Source organism: Butyrivibrio fibrisolvens (genome assembly GCF_023206215.1).
Classification (GTDB): Bacteria; Bacillota; Clostridia; order Lachnospirales; family Lachnospiraceae; genus Butyrivibrio; species Butyrivibrio fibrisolvens_C.
Map to the genome: position 1 here is coordinate 3,658,225 of NZ_CP065800.1, position 14,212 is coordinate 3,672,436.

Annotated in this window: 14 protein-coding genes; 8 read left to right on the plus strand and 6 right to left on the minus strand. The window is 38.5% G+C overall.

From position 1 onward, the window contains the following. The first annotated feature begins 104 nt into the window (after positions 1-104). Both I7804_RS15265 and I7804_RS15270 read left to right on the plus strand, forming a co-directional pair. Positions 105-467: a CidA/LrgA family protein gene (locus I7804_RS15265; protein WP_248404069.1), complete on the plus strand. Its 363-nt coding sequence runs from the start codon at positions 105-107 to the stop codon at positions 465-467. Positions 468-525: 58 nt separating this feature from the next. Next, the gene (locus tag I7804_RS15270) at positions 526-1,218 is read left to right on the plus strand and encodes an LrgB family protein (RefSeq protein WP_248404070.1); all 693 of its coding nucleotides are present in this window, start codon (positions 526-528) and stop codon (positions 1,216-1,218) included. A gap of 309 nt (positions 1,219-1,527) precedes the next feature. Here I7804_RS15270 and msrA read toward each other — a convergent pair whose 3' ends face one another. The 3 genes from msrA to I7804_RS15285 all read right to left on the minus strand — a co-directional run bounded on the left by msrA (position 1,528) and on the right by I7804_RS15285 (position 4,507). Further along, positions 1,528-2,016, minus strand: coding sequence for a peptide-methionine (S)-S-oxide reductase MsrA (gene msrA / locus I7804_RS15275; RefSeq protein WP_248404071.1), 489 nt, complete (start codon positions 2,014-2,016; stop codon positions 1,528-1,530). Positions 2,017-2,148: 132 nt separating this feature from the next. Next, positions 2,149-2,916 (minus strand): inositol monophosphatase family protein, encoded by a 768-nt coding sequence (locus I7804_RS15280; RefSeq protein ID WP_248404072.1) that lies wholly within the window; start codon positions 2,914-2,916, stop codon positions 2,149-2,151. A gap of 130 nt (positions 2,917-3,046) precedes the next feature. Next, the gene (locus tag I7804_RS15285) at positions 3,047-4,507 is read right to left on the minus strand and encodes a sensor domain-containing diguanylate cyclase (protein ID WP_248404073.1); all 1,461 of its coding nucleotides are present in this window, start codon (positions 4,505-4,507) and stop codon (positions 3,047-3,049) included. Between the two features lie 255 nt (positions 4,508-4,762). Between I7804_RS15285 and I7804_RS15290 the strand changes: the two genes are divergently transcribed. From I7804_RS15290 to I7804_RS15305, 4 genes are all read left to right on the plus strand, one after another. Continuing rightward, the gene (locus I7804_RS15290) at positions 4,763-5,581 is read left to right on the plus strand and encodes a hypothetical protein (protein ID WP_248404074.1); all 819 of its coding nucleotides are present in this window, start codon (positions 4,763-4,765) and stop codon (positions 5,579-5,581) included. Positions 5,582-5,793: 212 nt separating this feature from the next. After that, positions 5,794-6,255 carry a hypothetical protein gene (locus I7804_RS15295; protein ID WP_110073023.1) on the plus strand — a complete coding sequence of 154 codons (462 nt, stop codon included), beginning with the start codon at positions 5,794-5,796 and terminating at the stop codon, positions 6,253-6,255. After that, positions 6,252-6,950: a hypothetical protein gene (locus tag I7804_RS15300; protein ID WP_022753087.1), complete on the plus strand. Its 699-nt coding sequence runs from the start codon at positions 6,252-6,254 to the stop codon at positions 6,948-6,950. The genes I7804_RS15295 and I7804_RS15300 overlap by 4 nt, the downstream gene beginning before the upstream one ends. Before the next feature lie 19 nt (positions 6,951-6,969). Continuing rightward, a complete protein-coding gene (locus I7804_RS15305) occupies positions 6,970-8,649 on the plus strand; it encodes a vWA domain-containing protein (protein ID WP_248404075.1) in 1,680 nt (559 codons plus the stop codon). Between the two features lie 276 nt (positions 8,650-8,925). Here I7804_RS15305 and I7804_RS15310 read toward each other — a convergent pair whose 3' ends face one another. Both I7804_RS15310 and I7804_RS15315 read right to left on the minus strand, forming a co-directional pair. Then, positions 8,926-9,147, minus strand: coding sequence for a hypothetical protein (locus tag I7804_RS15310; RefSeq protein ID WP_248404076.1), 222 nt, complete (start codon positions 9,145-9,147; stop codon positions 8,926-8,928). Between the two features lie 188 nt (positions 9,148-9,335). Then, positions 9,336-10,148: a metallophosphoesterase gene (locus I7804_RS15315; protein WP_248404077.1), complete on the minus strand. Its 813-nt coding sequence runs from the start codon at positions 10,146-10,148 to the stop codon at positions 9,336-9,338. 317 nt (positions 10,149-10,465) lie between these two features. On the opposite strand from I7804_RS15315, the gene I7804_RS15320 reads away from it, so the two are divergent. Beyond that, positions 10,466-11,185: an SGNH/GDSL hydrolase family protein gene (locus I7804_RS15320; protein WP_248404078.1), complete on the plus strand. Its 720-nt coding sequence runs from the start codon at positions 10,466-10,468 to the stop codon at positions 11,183-11,185. A gap of 31 nt (positions 11,186-11,216) precedes the next feature. On the opposite strand, the gene I7804_RS15325 is transcribed toward I7804_RS15320, so the two are convergent. Beyond that, the gene (locus I7804_RS15325) at positions 11,217-12,548 is read right to left on the minus strand and encodes an ATP-binding protein (RefSeq protein ID WP_248404079.1); all 1,332 of its coding nucleotides are present in this window, start codon (positions 12,546-12,548) and stop codon (positions 11,217-11,219) included. A gap of 366 nt (positions 12,549-12,914) precedes the next feature. On the opposite strand from I7804_RS15325, the gene I7804_RS15335 reads away from it, so the two are divergent. Beyond that, on the plus strand, positions 12,915-14,177 hold the full coding sequence (locus I7804_RS15335; protein WP_242829123.1) for an ATP-binding protein: 1,263 nt from the start codon (positions 12,915-12,917) through the stop codon (positions 14,175-14,177). Positions 14,178-14,212 lie beyond the last annotated feature (35 nt).

Consider the following 14,212-nt stretch of genomic DNA (forward strand, 5'->3'; position numbering starts at 1 on the left):
TACAAACGTCAATTGCTTACTGGAACACATCTAGTATAATGTGTAAGGTTCGATATCCTCAAGTGGATTTCAAGTCATACACTCAAACTTTCGAGGTATATATAATGAAATATTTAAAGCAGTTTTTAATCATACTGGCAATATCTCTACTTGGAGAGGTGTTGAAGGAACTCCTGCCACTTCCTATTCCAGCCAGCATTTATGGAATGGTATTCTTGTTCATATTGCTTCTTACAGGGATCATCAAACTTGATCAGGTCAAGGACGCGGGCAAGTTCCTTATAGAGATCATGCCTGTAATGTTCATTCCTGCAGGCGTTGGGCTTATGTCCTCCTGGAACGTCCTAAAGCCTGTACTTGTGCCTGTATCTGTTATTACAGTCATAACTATTATCACTGTAATGGGTGCAACCGGAATCGTCTCACAGATTGTGATCCGCGAGGATAAGAGCAAAGAGACTAAATAACAGAAATCGAAACTTATATCATATACAATCTATAAATCAGTAATATTGGAGAAATGTCATGACACAGTTTATGCAGACCAGTGCTTATGCCGGAGTCACAATAAGCCTTGTAGCTTATGGACTTGGAGCTTTTTTGAAAAAGAAATTCCGTTTTGGATTATTAAATCCGCTTCTCATATCTATAATCGTAACGATTCTGTTCCTTATAGGATGCAATGTCGACTACGAAACTTATAACGAAGGTACCAAGTATCTTAGCTGGCTCTTAACGCCTGCTACTGTCTGCCTTGCAATTCCCTTGTATGAAGAGTGGGAGCTTCTAAAAAATAATGCCAAAGCTGTAGTCCTTGGCATCTTATCAGGCGTTCTGACGAGTCTTGTAACAGTACTTGTACTTTCAAAGCTCATGGGCTTGTCCCACGAAAACTATGTAACGCTTCTTCCAAAGTCCATCACAACCGCAATCGGAATGGGCGTATCTGAAGAGCTTGGCGGCTATGTAACTATAACTGTTGCCGTTATTGTTATAACCGGTGTCCTTGGCAATATATTCGGCGAGCTTATATGCAAGATTTTCAGAATCCACGAGCCTATATCCAAGGGACTTGCCCTTGGAACAGCATCTCACGCTATCGGAACAGCCAAAGCCATGGAACTTGGGGAAATAGAAGGCGCTATGAGTTCCCTTTCCATCGCTGTAGCGGGAATCCTAACTGTAATATTTGCAAGTGTATTTGCAGGTCTATTATAAACTTCCCGCTTGGGCAAAACAGCATTTCCAAAGCCTATACAGGGACAGTGGTATATAAAACATTGCCACACTTTTTAATCGTTTTATCAAATTCATGAGCGTGATAGATGGAGATTTTTATTCTGCCAGGGGTCCACGAGACTATCGCGAATCGAGTTTCAGACCCCAGAATAAAAAACTCCAGATATCATGCCATGAATTTTAAAACGATTAACAGTGTGGCAATGATTTATATACCGCTGTCCCTGTATAGGCTTTGGAAATGCTGTTTTGCCCAAGCGGGCAGCTCGAATACACTATTTATAGCGATCAGCTCTTCTTTCTGCCTGATTCTATCAGCTCTTTTTCAAAAGCTTCAGGATTCTTAAGATAATAGTCCTGGTGATACTCTTCTGCTTCATAGAAATTCTTATAAGGCAGAAGCTCTACCTGAACCTTCTTGCCTGATTCTGCCTCTATCTTGGCAATCTTGGCCTTAGCAATTTCTTTTTCCTCATCAGAATTATAGAAAATGGCAAGAGTATAGGAGAATCCCTTGTCTATAAACTGGCCTTCTGAATCGAATGGATCAACATTGGCAAAGTATATATCAAGAAGTCTGTCATATGAAACCTTCTCAGGATCATATACAAGCTTGATCGTCTCTCTGTGGCCTGTCTCCTGATGCTTAACCTGCTCGTAGGTTGGATTAACTTCATCTCCGCCAGCATATCCGCAGATCACCTTATCAACTCCATACATTTTATAGATCGGAGTAACGCACCAAAAACATCCTCCGGCAAAAAAAGCTTCCCTCATTATCATATCCTCTTAACTTATAAAAAATCCGGGCATTAATCCCTGCCACATGGGCAATCCTAGTGAAACACTATGAATTATAATATGTATAGTCGCTTAGAGCAATCCAGTATTTTAGCAATATCTGTATGATCACTTAAAGCAATCCGGTATTTCTTTGACCCCTCTTGCCATACAAAGTGCTGATGATGCTCCTGTATATGAAAGTGGCCTTCCTTCGATATCGGTAACGCTGCAACCGGCCTCCACCGCAATAAGTGCTGCTGCCGCATAGTCCCAGATCTGTATCTTAAGTTCAAAATACAGTCCGCATCTGCCGATAGCAACGCAGCACATATCCCATGCTGCTGTTCCTGATCTTCTAAGATCCACGCATAGCGGCAATAATCTTTTGGCTATGTCAAAAGATCTATCCCTGTATTCTTCATAATACGGCGCTGTACCAAAGCAGGCAAGCTGGTCTGAAAGCGGCGCATCAGATGACATTATCCTGTCTCCATTAAGGTATGCGCCCTGCCCTGTGACTGCAGAGAACATCATATCATCATACGGATTATATACAACTGCCATGTAGGGTTTTCCATCTTTTAACAAAGCTACAGAGATAACTGATGGTCTATACTCATAGATGAAATTCGAGGTTCCGTCTATCGGGTCGATCACAAAACAAAATCCACTTGCCATCTTGGATGAAAAGGCGTCTTTGCCATCTTCTTCTCCAAGAAACTCAGACTCCGGAAGGACATCTTTTAACTTGTCTACAAGGAATCTTTGGACCTTTTCATCTGTCTCAGTTACAAAGTTTGCATGTCCTGCCTTTTCCATTATCTTAGGACGCTTTGCTGTAAGTAAGATGTTTCCGGCTTCTTTTACAATTTGGATCAAATCTTCTATTGTCATCGTCTTATTCTTCCTTTCTACCGCTTAATTATATCCAAAACCATTTTAGTTCTCAACAGATACAATACAGTAGAATCCTGAAACAATCGCACATTTGACACAGGTAATATAGCTCTGATTACATAAACCGCTATAACTTACCTTTATACAAAATAAGCCAGCTACCTGCAACTGTCCATGTTGCACAGTTGCAAGTAGCTGACGTGTTTATTACAAGTTCTGTTCCGTAGGCTGCGCCAAAACTCATGGTTATACGAACTTCCGGGCTGTTATCAATCTTTATATCCTTAAGTGCCGATTTAAGGTTTGCAAGTTTGCTTTCAAGATCTGCTCTTGTTATATCGAAAAAAACTATCATGAACTCATCACCGCCGTAGCGTATGACAACATCATCTTTTCTGACAGAGTGTTCGAGAAGCTTGGCCACTTTTTGTATAGCTTCATCTCCGCCCTGGTGGCCGGCTGTGTCATTGACATTCTTGAACAGATCGATATCTGCCATAACTACCGCCTTGCAAGGCACGAATTTAAGCTTATCATCAAGGAACCTTCTGTTGCGGATCTTAGAGAGAGAATCGACATAGACTTCTGCCTCAAACTCAGATATCTTTTTCTGCTGAGCCAGGCTCTGCAATTTAGTATCCGTAGTATCCATACAGCCGTAGACTATATGCGCAAGGCTACCGTCTTCATTTCTGTCACCCACCATGAAGACACCATTGAACCAGCGATTTGCTCCTTCACTGTAGAATTCCATGCTTGTCGATCCATGTTCCTCGATTGCTGCAAGGATCTTGGTTTTGTCAAACCAGTCATATAAGCTTTGCTGGAAGCTTTCTGCAACTGTCGCCTTAACATTATTTTTTAGAAATACTAAAGCATCAGGATCTTTATCTGCCATCTCAACATATTCATTGGTACTTATCATGCGGTAGCTCATATCTCTAACATCTATGAACATAGAGAAATTAAAGACCTTACCTATAGCCTCAACTATCTTAAGATACTCCTTCAGATCTCTCTGAGCTGTAATATCTCGATAGCATCCCATGTAGATCTCCAGTGAGCCGTCATCTACGCGTCTTATATATCTTCCTGCTCCTGTGACCCATATGATGCTGCCGTCTTTCTTCTGCATACGATATGTAGCATGAGTGATGTCCGGCAGATCACGATGGCACTTTATCGAATCCCAAAACAGCTTAACTATGCCATCCCTTTCTTCCGGAACAAGAGTCTTGACCCAGCTGTCAAATTCATTAGGAAGATCGTCTAGTCCGTCATAGCCTAGCATCTGTCTGGTCTCATCATTGAATTCAAAACTGATAAGGTTCTCTTCCCGGTCAAAAGTACAGAAGTACATACCTGCCTTTAACCCTTTAGCAAACACATCCTCTCTGTATCTGGCGATTCGACATTTATTATTTGCTTCATCAATTCTTCTATTACATTCAATTATGAGTTCACGCTGCGCCTTAGGGTAATCATCTACGTCAAATAAAGGCGTATATTCATCAACTATATCACTAGCTTCAGCAGTAAACTGGCCTATACCATTATCTATGCTGCTTGCTACATCTTTTTTATCCATCAGAGCTCCTTTTAACCTATCATAACTTAAAAAGAAGATTCATTAACTTCATATCGCGGGCAAAAGAGAATACCTAATTCTATATCGACATTTTGGGTTTTTATTATAATGCTTGCTATTTGGTTTTTCACAAAAAACTTGTCAGATATATGTCTAAAAAAATCCCGGAGAATCATTAAAAATATGCTATAATTTTAAGCTGATGACGCCAATTTTTGTCACCAGGGAAAAGTTTTATTATGTGGGATATTTTTTATGCTTAAGAGAAAAAAATTTGTAGCTTTTATTATGACTATGGTTCTATCTATGACCATGTTATGCGGGTGCCTTAAAAAGGGGCCTGATCCTAACGCCGAAAAAATTGCACATCTGTTTGATGTCACCAAAGAAAATCTCTTTTATGCCACTAATTTATCTGTCTCAGGAACAGGGAGCTGTAATATAGATTGTACCTTTTGGACTCCTACAATGTCTCCTGACAGTAAGGGCATGGATAATTATACAGCTACTGAAGATATAAATATTTCTTTTACAAGGCAATACGCCGGAACCAGGGATTATCATAATACACTTGTAATAGATGATGCATATGATCAGAAAGACACTTCCATAACATCTAAATTTTTTGATTTCAAACCATATGACAAATCTGAGCGCTACGGATACACTTTGGTACAAAACGTAAATAATGGAAAAGCCAATTCTTCTGGAACCTTTGGAAATAGTTGGAGCCCTATTCCTGATATAGATCTTATGAATCTGCTACTGCCTGATCTTGATCAGTGCTCGCTATACATAGATCGATCCAAAAGCACAAATACTACAGTAGTACTGACTCAAGACCCCGCATATGGTTTTGATTATTACAGACCATTCGTAAATGCTTTTAGTAAAAAGATAGACAGCAACTATATTGATGATGTCAGATATACTTTTGATGCAGATACTAATATTCTAACAAGTATTGATATAACAGGACGCTATAGAGACTCTGAAAAAACCATTAATGATTACCAGGATAAAAGAACTTATTACTACCAGATCCAAATAGTAGTTGAGGGCTATGAATTCTGACAGCGCTATCAATATATAACAGGTGCCCCTGGTGTAACGGATCATTTATATTTGATCATACTTTTTATCGATGATTTTAATTACATCATCAAAAATAGTTATTTACATTATAAAATATCTTTTTATACGCATTACAGGCTTTTAAAACAGTATTTTAGCGGCTGATAAGCAAGGGCCTTCATTTTATAATAATTATAAAAGTGAGTTATATCATGGAATTATTACAAATAAAAACTTTACAACGAAAGATTGCAGAGTATCCGGAGCGTATATCAAAACTCCAGGCAAGGCAGAAACTTATAGTCACGCCTTCTGCAACCGAGATAGGACCAGCTATTAAGGGAATGGATGCATATCTTCTTTTTCTAAGGGCAGGAATAAGTTCTTATAAAAAGCTCTACGAAGAGGCTTCCGTGGATTTCGCGGGACTTAATTCATATATTGAAAATAAAAAAAGTATCGGAGAAGTAGTATCTGATTCTGAACGGATAAGTCTCGTGCAGATACAGCAGTATATGGCAACTATCCAGAATTATATTAATATCATGGATTCACAGATCGATAATGGCGAAGTTGTAAAGCAAAAGCTAATGCTTGCTCAGAAACAGAAGGAAGCTGTTGATGTCGCCAATCTATTATATATTATCAAAAAAGGGGATGGTTACAGAGTATGAAAAAAGTAAATATTATTAAAAAGGCTGTCATTATGATCGCAGCTCTAGCTGCTACAATAGCTGTTTTTTATTATAGATCAAAGATCATTATAAACGCAGGCATAACAGTCTTCAAAGCACTGTCGATCATATGCCTTGCCATTAGTATCATAAGCGCAGCTGTATGTATATCAATGATCATCAGATATCGTGCCAAAGAAAGCGCAAGGCTCAAAAAGCTCGCTGCCGAGGAAGCTGCCAGACAGGAAGAGATCCGCAAGAAAAAAGAAGATGTACGCGGTCTTATTAGAGATCTAATGAATGAAGAAAGCGGCTTTGTTCCCACAGGAACTACTCTCTTACATGATATGGATCAGATAGATGAATATGTAGAGAGAAATGAAAAGCTGTTCGAATTCAACGATATGTCTGAGTTCACTAATATGAAAGAGATCATGGGAAGCGTTAAATCCGCTGTATATCACAACTGCAGGAGCATAGTCAATCTGTATGTAGCGCTGGAGTCAGGCGATGAGTTCAGCTCTGAATCACAGATAATCCTTGATAATAACAAAGAGCTTATGAACAATTCCAAAGAGTTCCTTCTGCAGATGGCAAGATATACCAATGAGCAGAATGAAGACACAGATGCAGTTACAATGATCCAAGGATATGCTGATGCTATAGGAATGTCCCTAAAGCATTCATATAATTAAAAAATGGGAGGAGTTACTTATGAAAAAAGTAATCAATGGGGTAATCTCACTTGCCCTGGCTGTATCACTTACAGCCTGTTCCGGCGTCAAGACCGGAAACTCAACTCTGGACAATGCACTAAGCTATGATGATGCTGTTTCGGAGCTTGACACTTTTGTAAAGGATATCAAACCTACTACTGTATCACCAAGACTTGACGTAGATATGTCAGAAGCATCAGTAGCTGATTCACTGGCAGATATTGATACCTTTGAGATGATGCTGACAGGCAGCGGAAGCATTAACATCGAAATCGCTGCACCTTCAGAGTTCTCCGGTAGCAGTTATCCGGATGAATGGCTGGTAGCTGTAGGTCAGAACTTCAACAAGGAAGGCTATACTATCAATGGCCAGAGTGTAAGCGTCTCTATAAGGAAGATCTCTTCAGGTGAGACTCTTACTTACATAACAGAAGGCGGCTACAAGCCAGATGTATACATACCTTCTAACTACATGTGGGGAGATATGCTTAGTGCAAGCGGTGTCAACACCACTCTCCTTGCTGAAAGACTTGCAGGTAATACCGCAGGTATCCTTTTGTCCAAAGATGTATATGATACATATTCAGAAAAACACGGCGAAGTAACTGTAGACGGCATACTTCAAGCAGCCATCGAAGGTGATCTTGTATTCGCTTATACTAATCCATATACATCTGCTACAGGTATGAACATCCTGTGCTCCATGCTTCACTCTTTTGATCCTTCTGATCCTCTTTCAGAAAATGCAGTATCCAAGCTTGTAGAATATCAGAACAATGCGCCAACTGCAGCATATACTACTTCTATACTCAAGGCTTCTGCAGAAAAAGGTATCATCAATGCCATGGTTATGGAGAAGCAGACCTATATCAACACAGCTGACCTTAAAAACTACGTATATACTCCTGCAGGTGTACGCCACGACCATCCTGCCTATGCCTTCAGCTGGACAGAAGGTGACAGACTTGAAGCTGCTAAGATGTTCATAGATTATTGTCTTACTGATGAAGCTCAGAAGATGGCTACTGACAGAGGTTTCAATCTTGATGATGATTACGTATCTGAAGATTATGGTATGACAGGTTCTGATTATCTCTCTGCACAGAAAGTATGGAAGACCAACAAGAACGGATCAAGACCCACAATCGCAGTATTTGTCACTGATATATCAGGCTCTATGAATGGTACTCGTATCAATTCACTTAAGGATTCACTTCTTAATACGATGCAGTATATTGATTCCAGTAACTATGTAGGACTTGTAAGTTATAGTGATGATGTATATATAAATCTTCCGGTTGCCAAATTCGATAATACTCAAAGAGCATATTTCAGCGGCGCGGTCAAAGATCTTAATGTAGGCGGTCAGACTGCTACCTACGATGCAGTTCTTGTAGGACTCCAGATGCTCCTTGATGCCAAGAAAGATGTTCCTGATGCTAACTGTATGCTGTTTGTATTGTCAGATGGTGCGCAGAATGCCGGATACAGCTTAAACCGTATCACTCCTATCGTAGGCGGACTTGGAATATCTGTATATACAATCGGTTATGAGATGAGCGATTCAGACAAAGCTCAATTAAATAGCCTTTCAGAGATCAATGAAGCTGTCTGTATAGATGCTGATTCAGAAGATATTGTCAATGAACTTAGAAATCTGTTCAATGTAAATATGTGATATTTTCTTTAGTGTTTGTTCAAGACAATTGTTTAGATTTATACCAGCGTTTGTTCAAACCAATTATTTTAGATTATCCTGTTGAGATTTGCTATAAGCCTTATCTCAACAGGATTTTTTCTTTATCCAAAAAGCGTAGCTATATCAAGTATTGCAATTAGGTCATCTTCTTTTTTGGCTATACCGGTCCCTATCATATCATGTCCTGATAGGGCAATTGTTATAATACACGAATAAATTTTTTCCTGTAGTTAAAGACATTATCTAATCCGTTAATTATCCTTCAACTTCTTGATCTGTACTTTTCTTCTTTTTCTTAAGATCAGGAGTGGTGAGGCTTCCTGTGTTTCCATTAAAGCTTCCGAATGTAAACACCCTTGCAGGTGAAAGGATCATTCCAATAATAATTCCAATAAGAACCAGACAGATCGCGATAAGTTTGATCTCCTTTGCGCTGCACTTGCCTGCTTCAACTTTAGTAATATAATCTTTGATCAACGTAGCTTCCTCCATTCAAATTCATATTGCAATTCATTCTTCTATAATCAATACATGATATTGTCTCCTGCCATTCTAAATTATATGCACGAAAAAGCATCCTTGCCATAATTCTATATGACATGAATGCTTTTTACAACCTATCGCCATTGCAGTTCTGCTCATCTACTGATTCGGCTACAATCGGTTCACTCAACGTCTATTATTACGACTTCTGGATGATTGAAAAATCTTGGGTATGGCATTCTTTCGCGGCAAAGGCCTCTGCTTACAACCATATCTGTACCATTTGAAAGCTCATATAAGCCGTCAACATATTTTGGAAAACGCCCCTGATTTGGAGCAACAACGCCTACTCCTGTAAAAGGGATCCTCCACTGTCCTCCATGAGCATGTCCGCATACTACAAGGTCATAATCATAGCCTGCGTATACATCTACAAGTTCAGGTCTGTGAGACAATAAAATCTTGTAACAATCTTGGTATTCCTCACCGCAATCCGCTTCTTTTAGCTGCCTGGTCCAATCATCCATAGTCATGTATGTTGGATCATCAACTCCTGCTATCACAATGGTATTACCATTAACCTCGATGGCAGAATACTCTCCCTCCAAAGCCGTTACATTATGCGCTTCAAGGTACTCTTTTATCTCATCCTGCCTGCCGCTCCAAAACTCATGATTGCCTGTAACATAAAAGCACGGATATCTGTCGCAGACGCCTTCTATGAAGAGCCTTGCGTTCTTTTCGCTAAACTTGTCATCGAAGATATCACCGGACATCAGAATAATGTCCACATTCTCATCATCTATCATCTTGATAAGCTGCGACTGATTCCTGCCATAATAGCAGGAATGAAGATCTGTTATAAGCGCAATCCTGATGGGAGTATCAATCTTATCATTTCCGCTGACTGTTATGTGCTCGGTAACAGGAACTTCGAACCAGAATATAATTGCCAACAGGATTACTATTACTATCAGTATAATTTTCTTTATCATATAACTTTTTCCTTTTCTGTCTCGTTCATGGCATCTTCATGAAAACCAAATTCCCACTCTAAGAATCTCACTAAACAATCCGATCCTTATATGGTGTCACACCTATATCATTATAATATAGAAAATAGCTATTCGTTTACAATCAATCTCGATTGTAAGACGCATGATTCCCGGGTATAATAACTGATATCGTTTTTTAACAAAAAATATTTTTTTAGTAAATGATAATACCGCATCCATAGAATTGCAAAAAAGCTTGGCTTTGAACAATCAAAAAAGATGATCCGCTGGATGTGAACATAAGAAAGGATAATCACATGAGAATTCTTTTTATTGGTAACAGCCATACATATATGAATGATATGCCGCAGCTCGTAAGCGAGATGATCGAAAACGCAACCGGCGAAAAGTGTGAAGTAGTAATGCTGGCATATTCTGCCAGATCTTTAAAATGGCATATGGGCGAAGAATACTTTTCTGAGAGGTTCAACATTCTTCATGGAAAATATGACTACTGTATAATTCAGGAGCAGGCACATCCGATGACTGACGAAGCAGATACAATAGCCTACGCTGCAAGGATCATTGAACTGTGCAAAAAAGCTAATACTGTTCCTGTCATATTTGAAACCTGGGCAGAGAAAGTAAAGCCTGAGAACCAGGCTGAAATGAATCGAAGATATCAGAGCCTTGCAAAGGATCAAGGTGCATTACTTGCTCCAATTGGAGAAGTTTGGAGCTCTGCAATGAAGGAGCTTCAGGATTCCTTGGGCGCAGACCTGTACTACCGCGATGGGGAGCATGCATCTGCAATCGGCGACTTCCTTGTTTCAATGGTACTTACCAAGCTAATAACTGGAAAGCTCCCATCGGAAGACTTCTTAAAGGCATATGATTTTACTATACCAGATCAGAACTGGTTCCCTGTAAAAGAAGATATCGATGATGAGATAACTTCGATATCAAAGGATGTCGCAACAGTTATTAGAAAGCATGTTTCTGCTCATGCTGCTCTCCCTTTTGTAACAAAAAACTAATTATTTGATTAAATATGAACGAGTCAGCACACTAGCTCTCCAAAACTTTTTCGTCTAACAGAAAATCAAACAAATCTATTGTTAATACACCCTCATCGTCATATGTAGGATTGAGGCCAGTCTTAGCAACTACTATTTTCTTAAATGAATCATCTATATAGTATAGACTCTTTTTCTCTTGCGTCTGCTTCTCTTCTGACTCCATCGATAAAGCAGATTGAATGTAAAACTTCTGATCTCCTTTTGTTGCTATAAAATCAACTTCTAGCGCTTTCTTTGCATATATTGGCTTACCATTTACATCTATACGATCAGTTTTTTCATTGATAGTTACCTCTCCAACATCAACATTAAAACCTCTATATCGCAACTCATTATACAGAATATTCTCCATAATATGAGTTTCTTCAATCTGTCTGAAGTTTAATCTGGCGTTTCTTACACCCACATCTTCAAAATATAATTTGAATGGAGACCCGATATATTTTCGACCTTTGATATTATATTTATTTGCTTTTGAAACGACAAAGGCATCCTGAAAATAATCAATATAATCAATGATAGTGTCCTTAGTAATACCTTTATCTAAGTTTGTTTTAAATGTATCTGTTATCTTCTTTATATTAACTGGGCTACCAATCATAGAGGCTAGAATGTTGAACGTATCACCAAGCTCTACTTTTTTCTTAATTCTGTTGTGAGTAATAATATCTTTTAAGTATGTTTCTTCACAAAGGTTTTTAAGATAAGTATATTTTTCTTCCTCACTTCGCATTTGTGCAACAAGAGGAATTCCACCTGTTACAACGTACTCTCTCCAAGCCCTTTCCGGAGACAATTCTGTTCCTTGCATGTATTCTGAAAAGGCCAATGGTAATACATGTACTACTGTCCCTCTTCCCTTAAATTCAGTTGCAATATCTGATGACAAGAACTTAGAGTTAGAGCCAGTAACATAAATATCGTAATTGGTATGTCTTAATAGGCCATTAAGGGTTCCAACAAAATTATCAAGCAATTGAACTTCATCTAGTAAAAGATAGAAATTATCTTTATCATTGGTTTTGTCTTTTATATATGCTCTAAACTTCTTTGCATTAACAAAAAGCATATCTGGTTTTTGTCCAATTTTAGTAGACTCTTCTGGAATGTATGCATCGAGTAAATCTATGTCTTCGTCGGAATCAAAGGCAAAGCGAATAATATTAGTACTTGGAACTCCCGAGTTCAATAGATACTTATAATAAAGCTCATTTAGCAGATACGATTTACCTGCTCTTCTGGCTCCTGTTATGACCTTTATAAGTCCGTTCTGCTTTCGCTCTATTAATCGATTTAAATAAAGATTTCTAGAATACTCCATATATAACCTCACTTTTGCAATAATCTTTGATTTTTGTCGATTACATTATATCATTATAGACATAAATTCACAACTCATACTCGACAAAAATCAAAGATCTTTGAATTTTGTCGAGTATGAGTTGTGCGTTACAAGTGATGTATACATATATTTTTTAATCAGGCTGTTGCCACATCGATGATAGTGCAGTTGTAATTGGCAAAAAAGTTTTTGCCCACTTTAATATGTATTCCGTAGTCGCTGTAAAACGGTGGATTAATAAAAGTATGGCGTGACCATACTTGTTGATTTTAACGTTAGCGTTTTTGATATTTTTACAATATCGCAAACGTTAAACTTGATTCTGATGCTTAGCTTTGATAACATATGAATGAAAACACCTTCGAAAGGAATAATGATATGGATTGGTACCCTCGAGAAAACTACTTGAAAAAGATCCGCGACTTTTATCATACGACTGACATTATCAAAGTGATCACTGGAGTCAGAAGATGCGGAAAATCCTGTCTCATGGAGACGATTGCTTACGAACTTAAGGAATCCGGAATTCCGGCGGAGAATATTATTTATTTTGATCTCGACAGCAAAGACTACAACAAGATCCTGAAGCCGGAACAGCTGGAACAATTGATCGAATCGGTTTCTGCAATAAACGGTACAAAGTATCTTTTTATCGATGAAGTACAGAATGTAAAAGGGTTTGAGACTGTCCTAAATGGATTTCGCGGAACTAACGAATGGTCAATCTTCATTACCGGCTCAAATTCATATCTTTTAAGTGGTGAGCTTATGACAAAACTCACCGGAAGATATATCGAATTTGAAATGTTCCCACTCTCTTTCGAGGAATATGAAGACATTAAAAAGTTCTACGGAAAAGAGATCGCACCGGATCGTCAGGAAGAGTTACAGAATTACATATTGGAAGGCGGATTTCCCAGAACGATCCTTCTTGATAATATGGCTGCAAAACGTAGATATGTACAAAGCGTTATCGATGAGATCTTTGAAAAAGACATCAGAAGAAGATTGAAAATCCGCAATAAGAGCACTTTTGAAACTGTTCAAAAATATATCATTAATAATTTCGGTGCAACAACAAGCCTGAAAAGTCTTAAGAAAGCAATTGAGAAAACCGGGACCCCAATCAGTGAGGCAACAATAGCACGATATATCAAAGCCTTACTGGATGCTAAGATCCTATATGAATGTCCAAGGTTCGACATGAAATCGAAAAAATCCTTAAGCGGAGAGAAAAAATACTACCTGTCCGACACCGGGTTTTATTATGTCCAAAACACCGATAATAGGATAAATTTCGGTCCCGTCCTTGAAAACATCATATATATATACGCAAGATCCCACGACTATTCTGTAAGTGTCGGAAGGATTGGGAAACTGGAATGCGACTTTATCCTAAGGGACAATGAGATGCGTTATTCCTATGTACAGGTTGCTTATACAATAGCACTGTCCAAAGATACAGAAGATCGCGAATACAAACCTCTTGAATCTATAAAAGACAATTACCCTAAATATGTTGCCACTGTAGATTCGCTCCTTCAGAAGCGCAATGGTATAGAACACATTAATCTTGTGGACTTCATGAGAAAAGGTAAAAACTTCTAGCGTTTTAACGTGTGCGTTTTTGACATTACATCAAT

Coding starts and splice junctions, on each gene's coding strand:
- I7804_RS15315 (WP_248404077.1), bottom strand. CDS start 10,148: ATGATAAAGAAAATTATACTGATAGTAATAGTAATCCTGTTGGCAATT.
- I7804_RS15335 (WP_242829123.1), top strand. CDS start 12,915: ATGAATGAAAACACCTTCGAAAGGAATAATGATATGGATTGGTACCCT.
- I7804_RS15325 (WP_248404079.1), bottom strand. CDS start 12,548: ATGGAGTATTCTAGAAATCTTTATTTAAATCGATTAATAGAGCGAAAG.
- I7804_RS15270 (WP_248404070.1), top strand. CDS start 526: ATGACACAGTTTATGCAGACCAGTGCTTATGCCGGAGTCACAATAAGC.
- I7804_RS15295 (WP_110073023.1), top strand. CDS start 5,794: ATGGAATTATTACAAATAAAAACTTTACAACGAAAGATTGCAGAGTAT.
- I7804_RS15320 (WP_248404078.1), top strand. CDS start 10,466: ATGAGAATTCTTTTTATTGGTAACAGCCATACATATATGAATGATATG.
- I7804_RS15290 (WP_248404074.1), top strand. CDS start 4,763: ATGCTTAAGAGAAAAAAATTTGTAGCTTTTATTATGACTATGGTTCTA.
- msrA (WP_248404071.1), bottom strand. CDS start 2,016: ATGAGGGAAGCTTTTTTTGCCGGAGGATGTTTTTGGTGCGTTACTCCG.
- I7804_RS15300 (WP_022753087.1), top strand. CDS start 6,252: ATGAAAAAAGTAAATATTATTAAAAAGGCTGTCATTATGATCGCAGCT.
- I7804_RS15280 (WP_248404072.1), bottom strand. CDS start 2,916: ATGACAATAGAAGATTTGATCCAAATTGTAAAAGAAGCCGGAAACATC.
- I7804_RS15265 (WP_248404069.1), top strand. CDS start 105: ATGAAATATTTAAAGCAGTTTTTAATCATACTGGCAATATCTCTACTT.
- I7804_RS15305 (WP_248404075.1), top strand. CDS start 6,970: ATGAAAAAAGTAATCAATGGGGTAATCTCACTTGCCCTGGCTGTATCA.
- I7804_RS15285 (WP_248404073.1), bottom strand. CDS start 4,507: ATGGATAAAAAAGATGTAGCAAGCAGCATAGATAATGGTATAGGCCAG.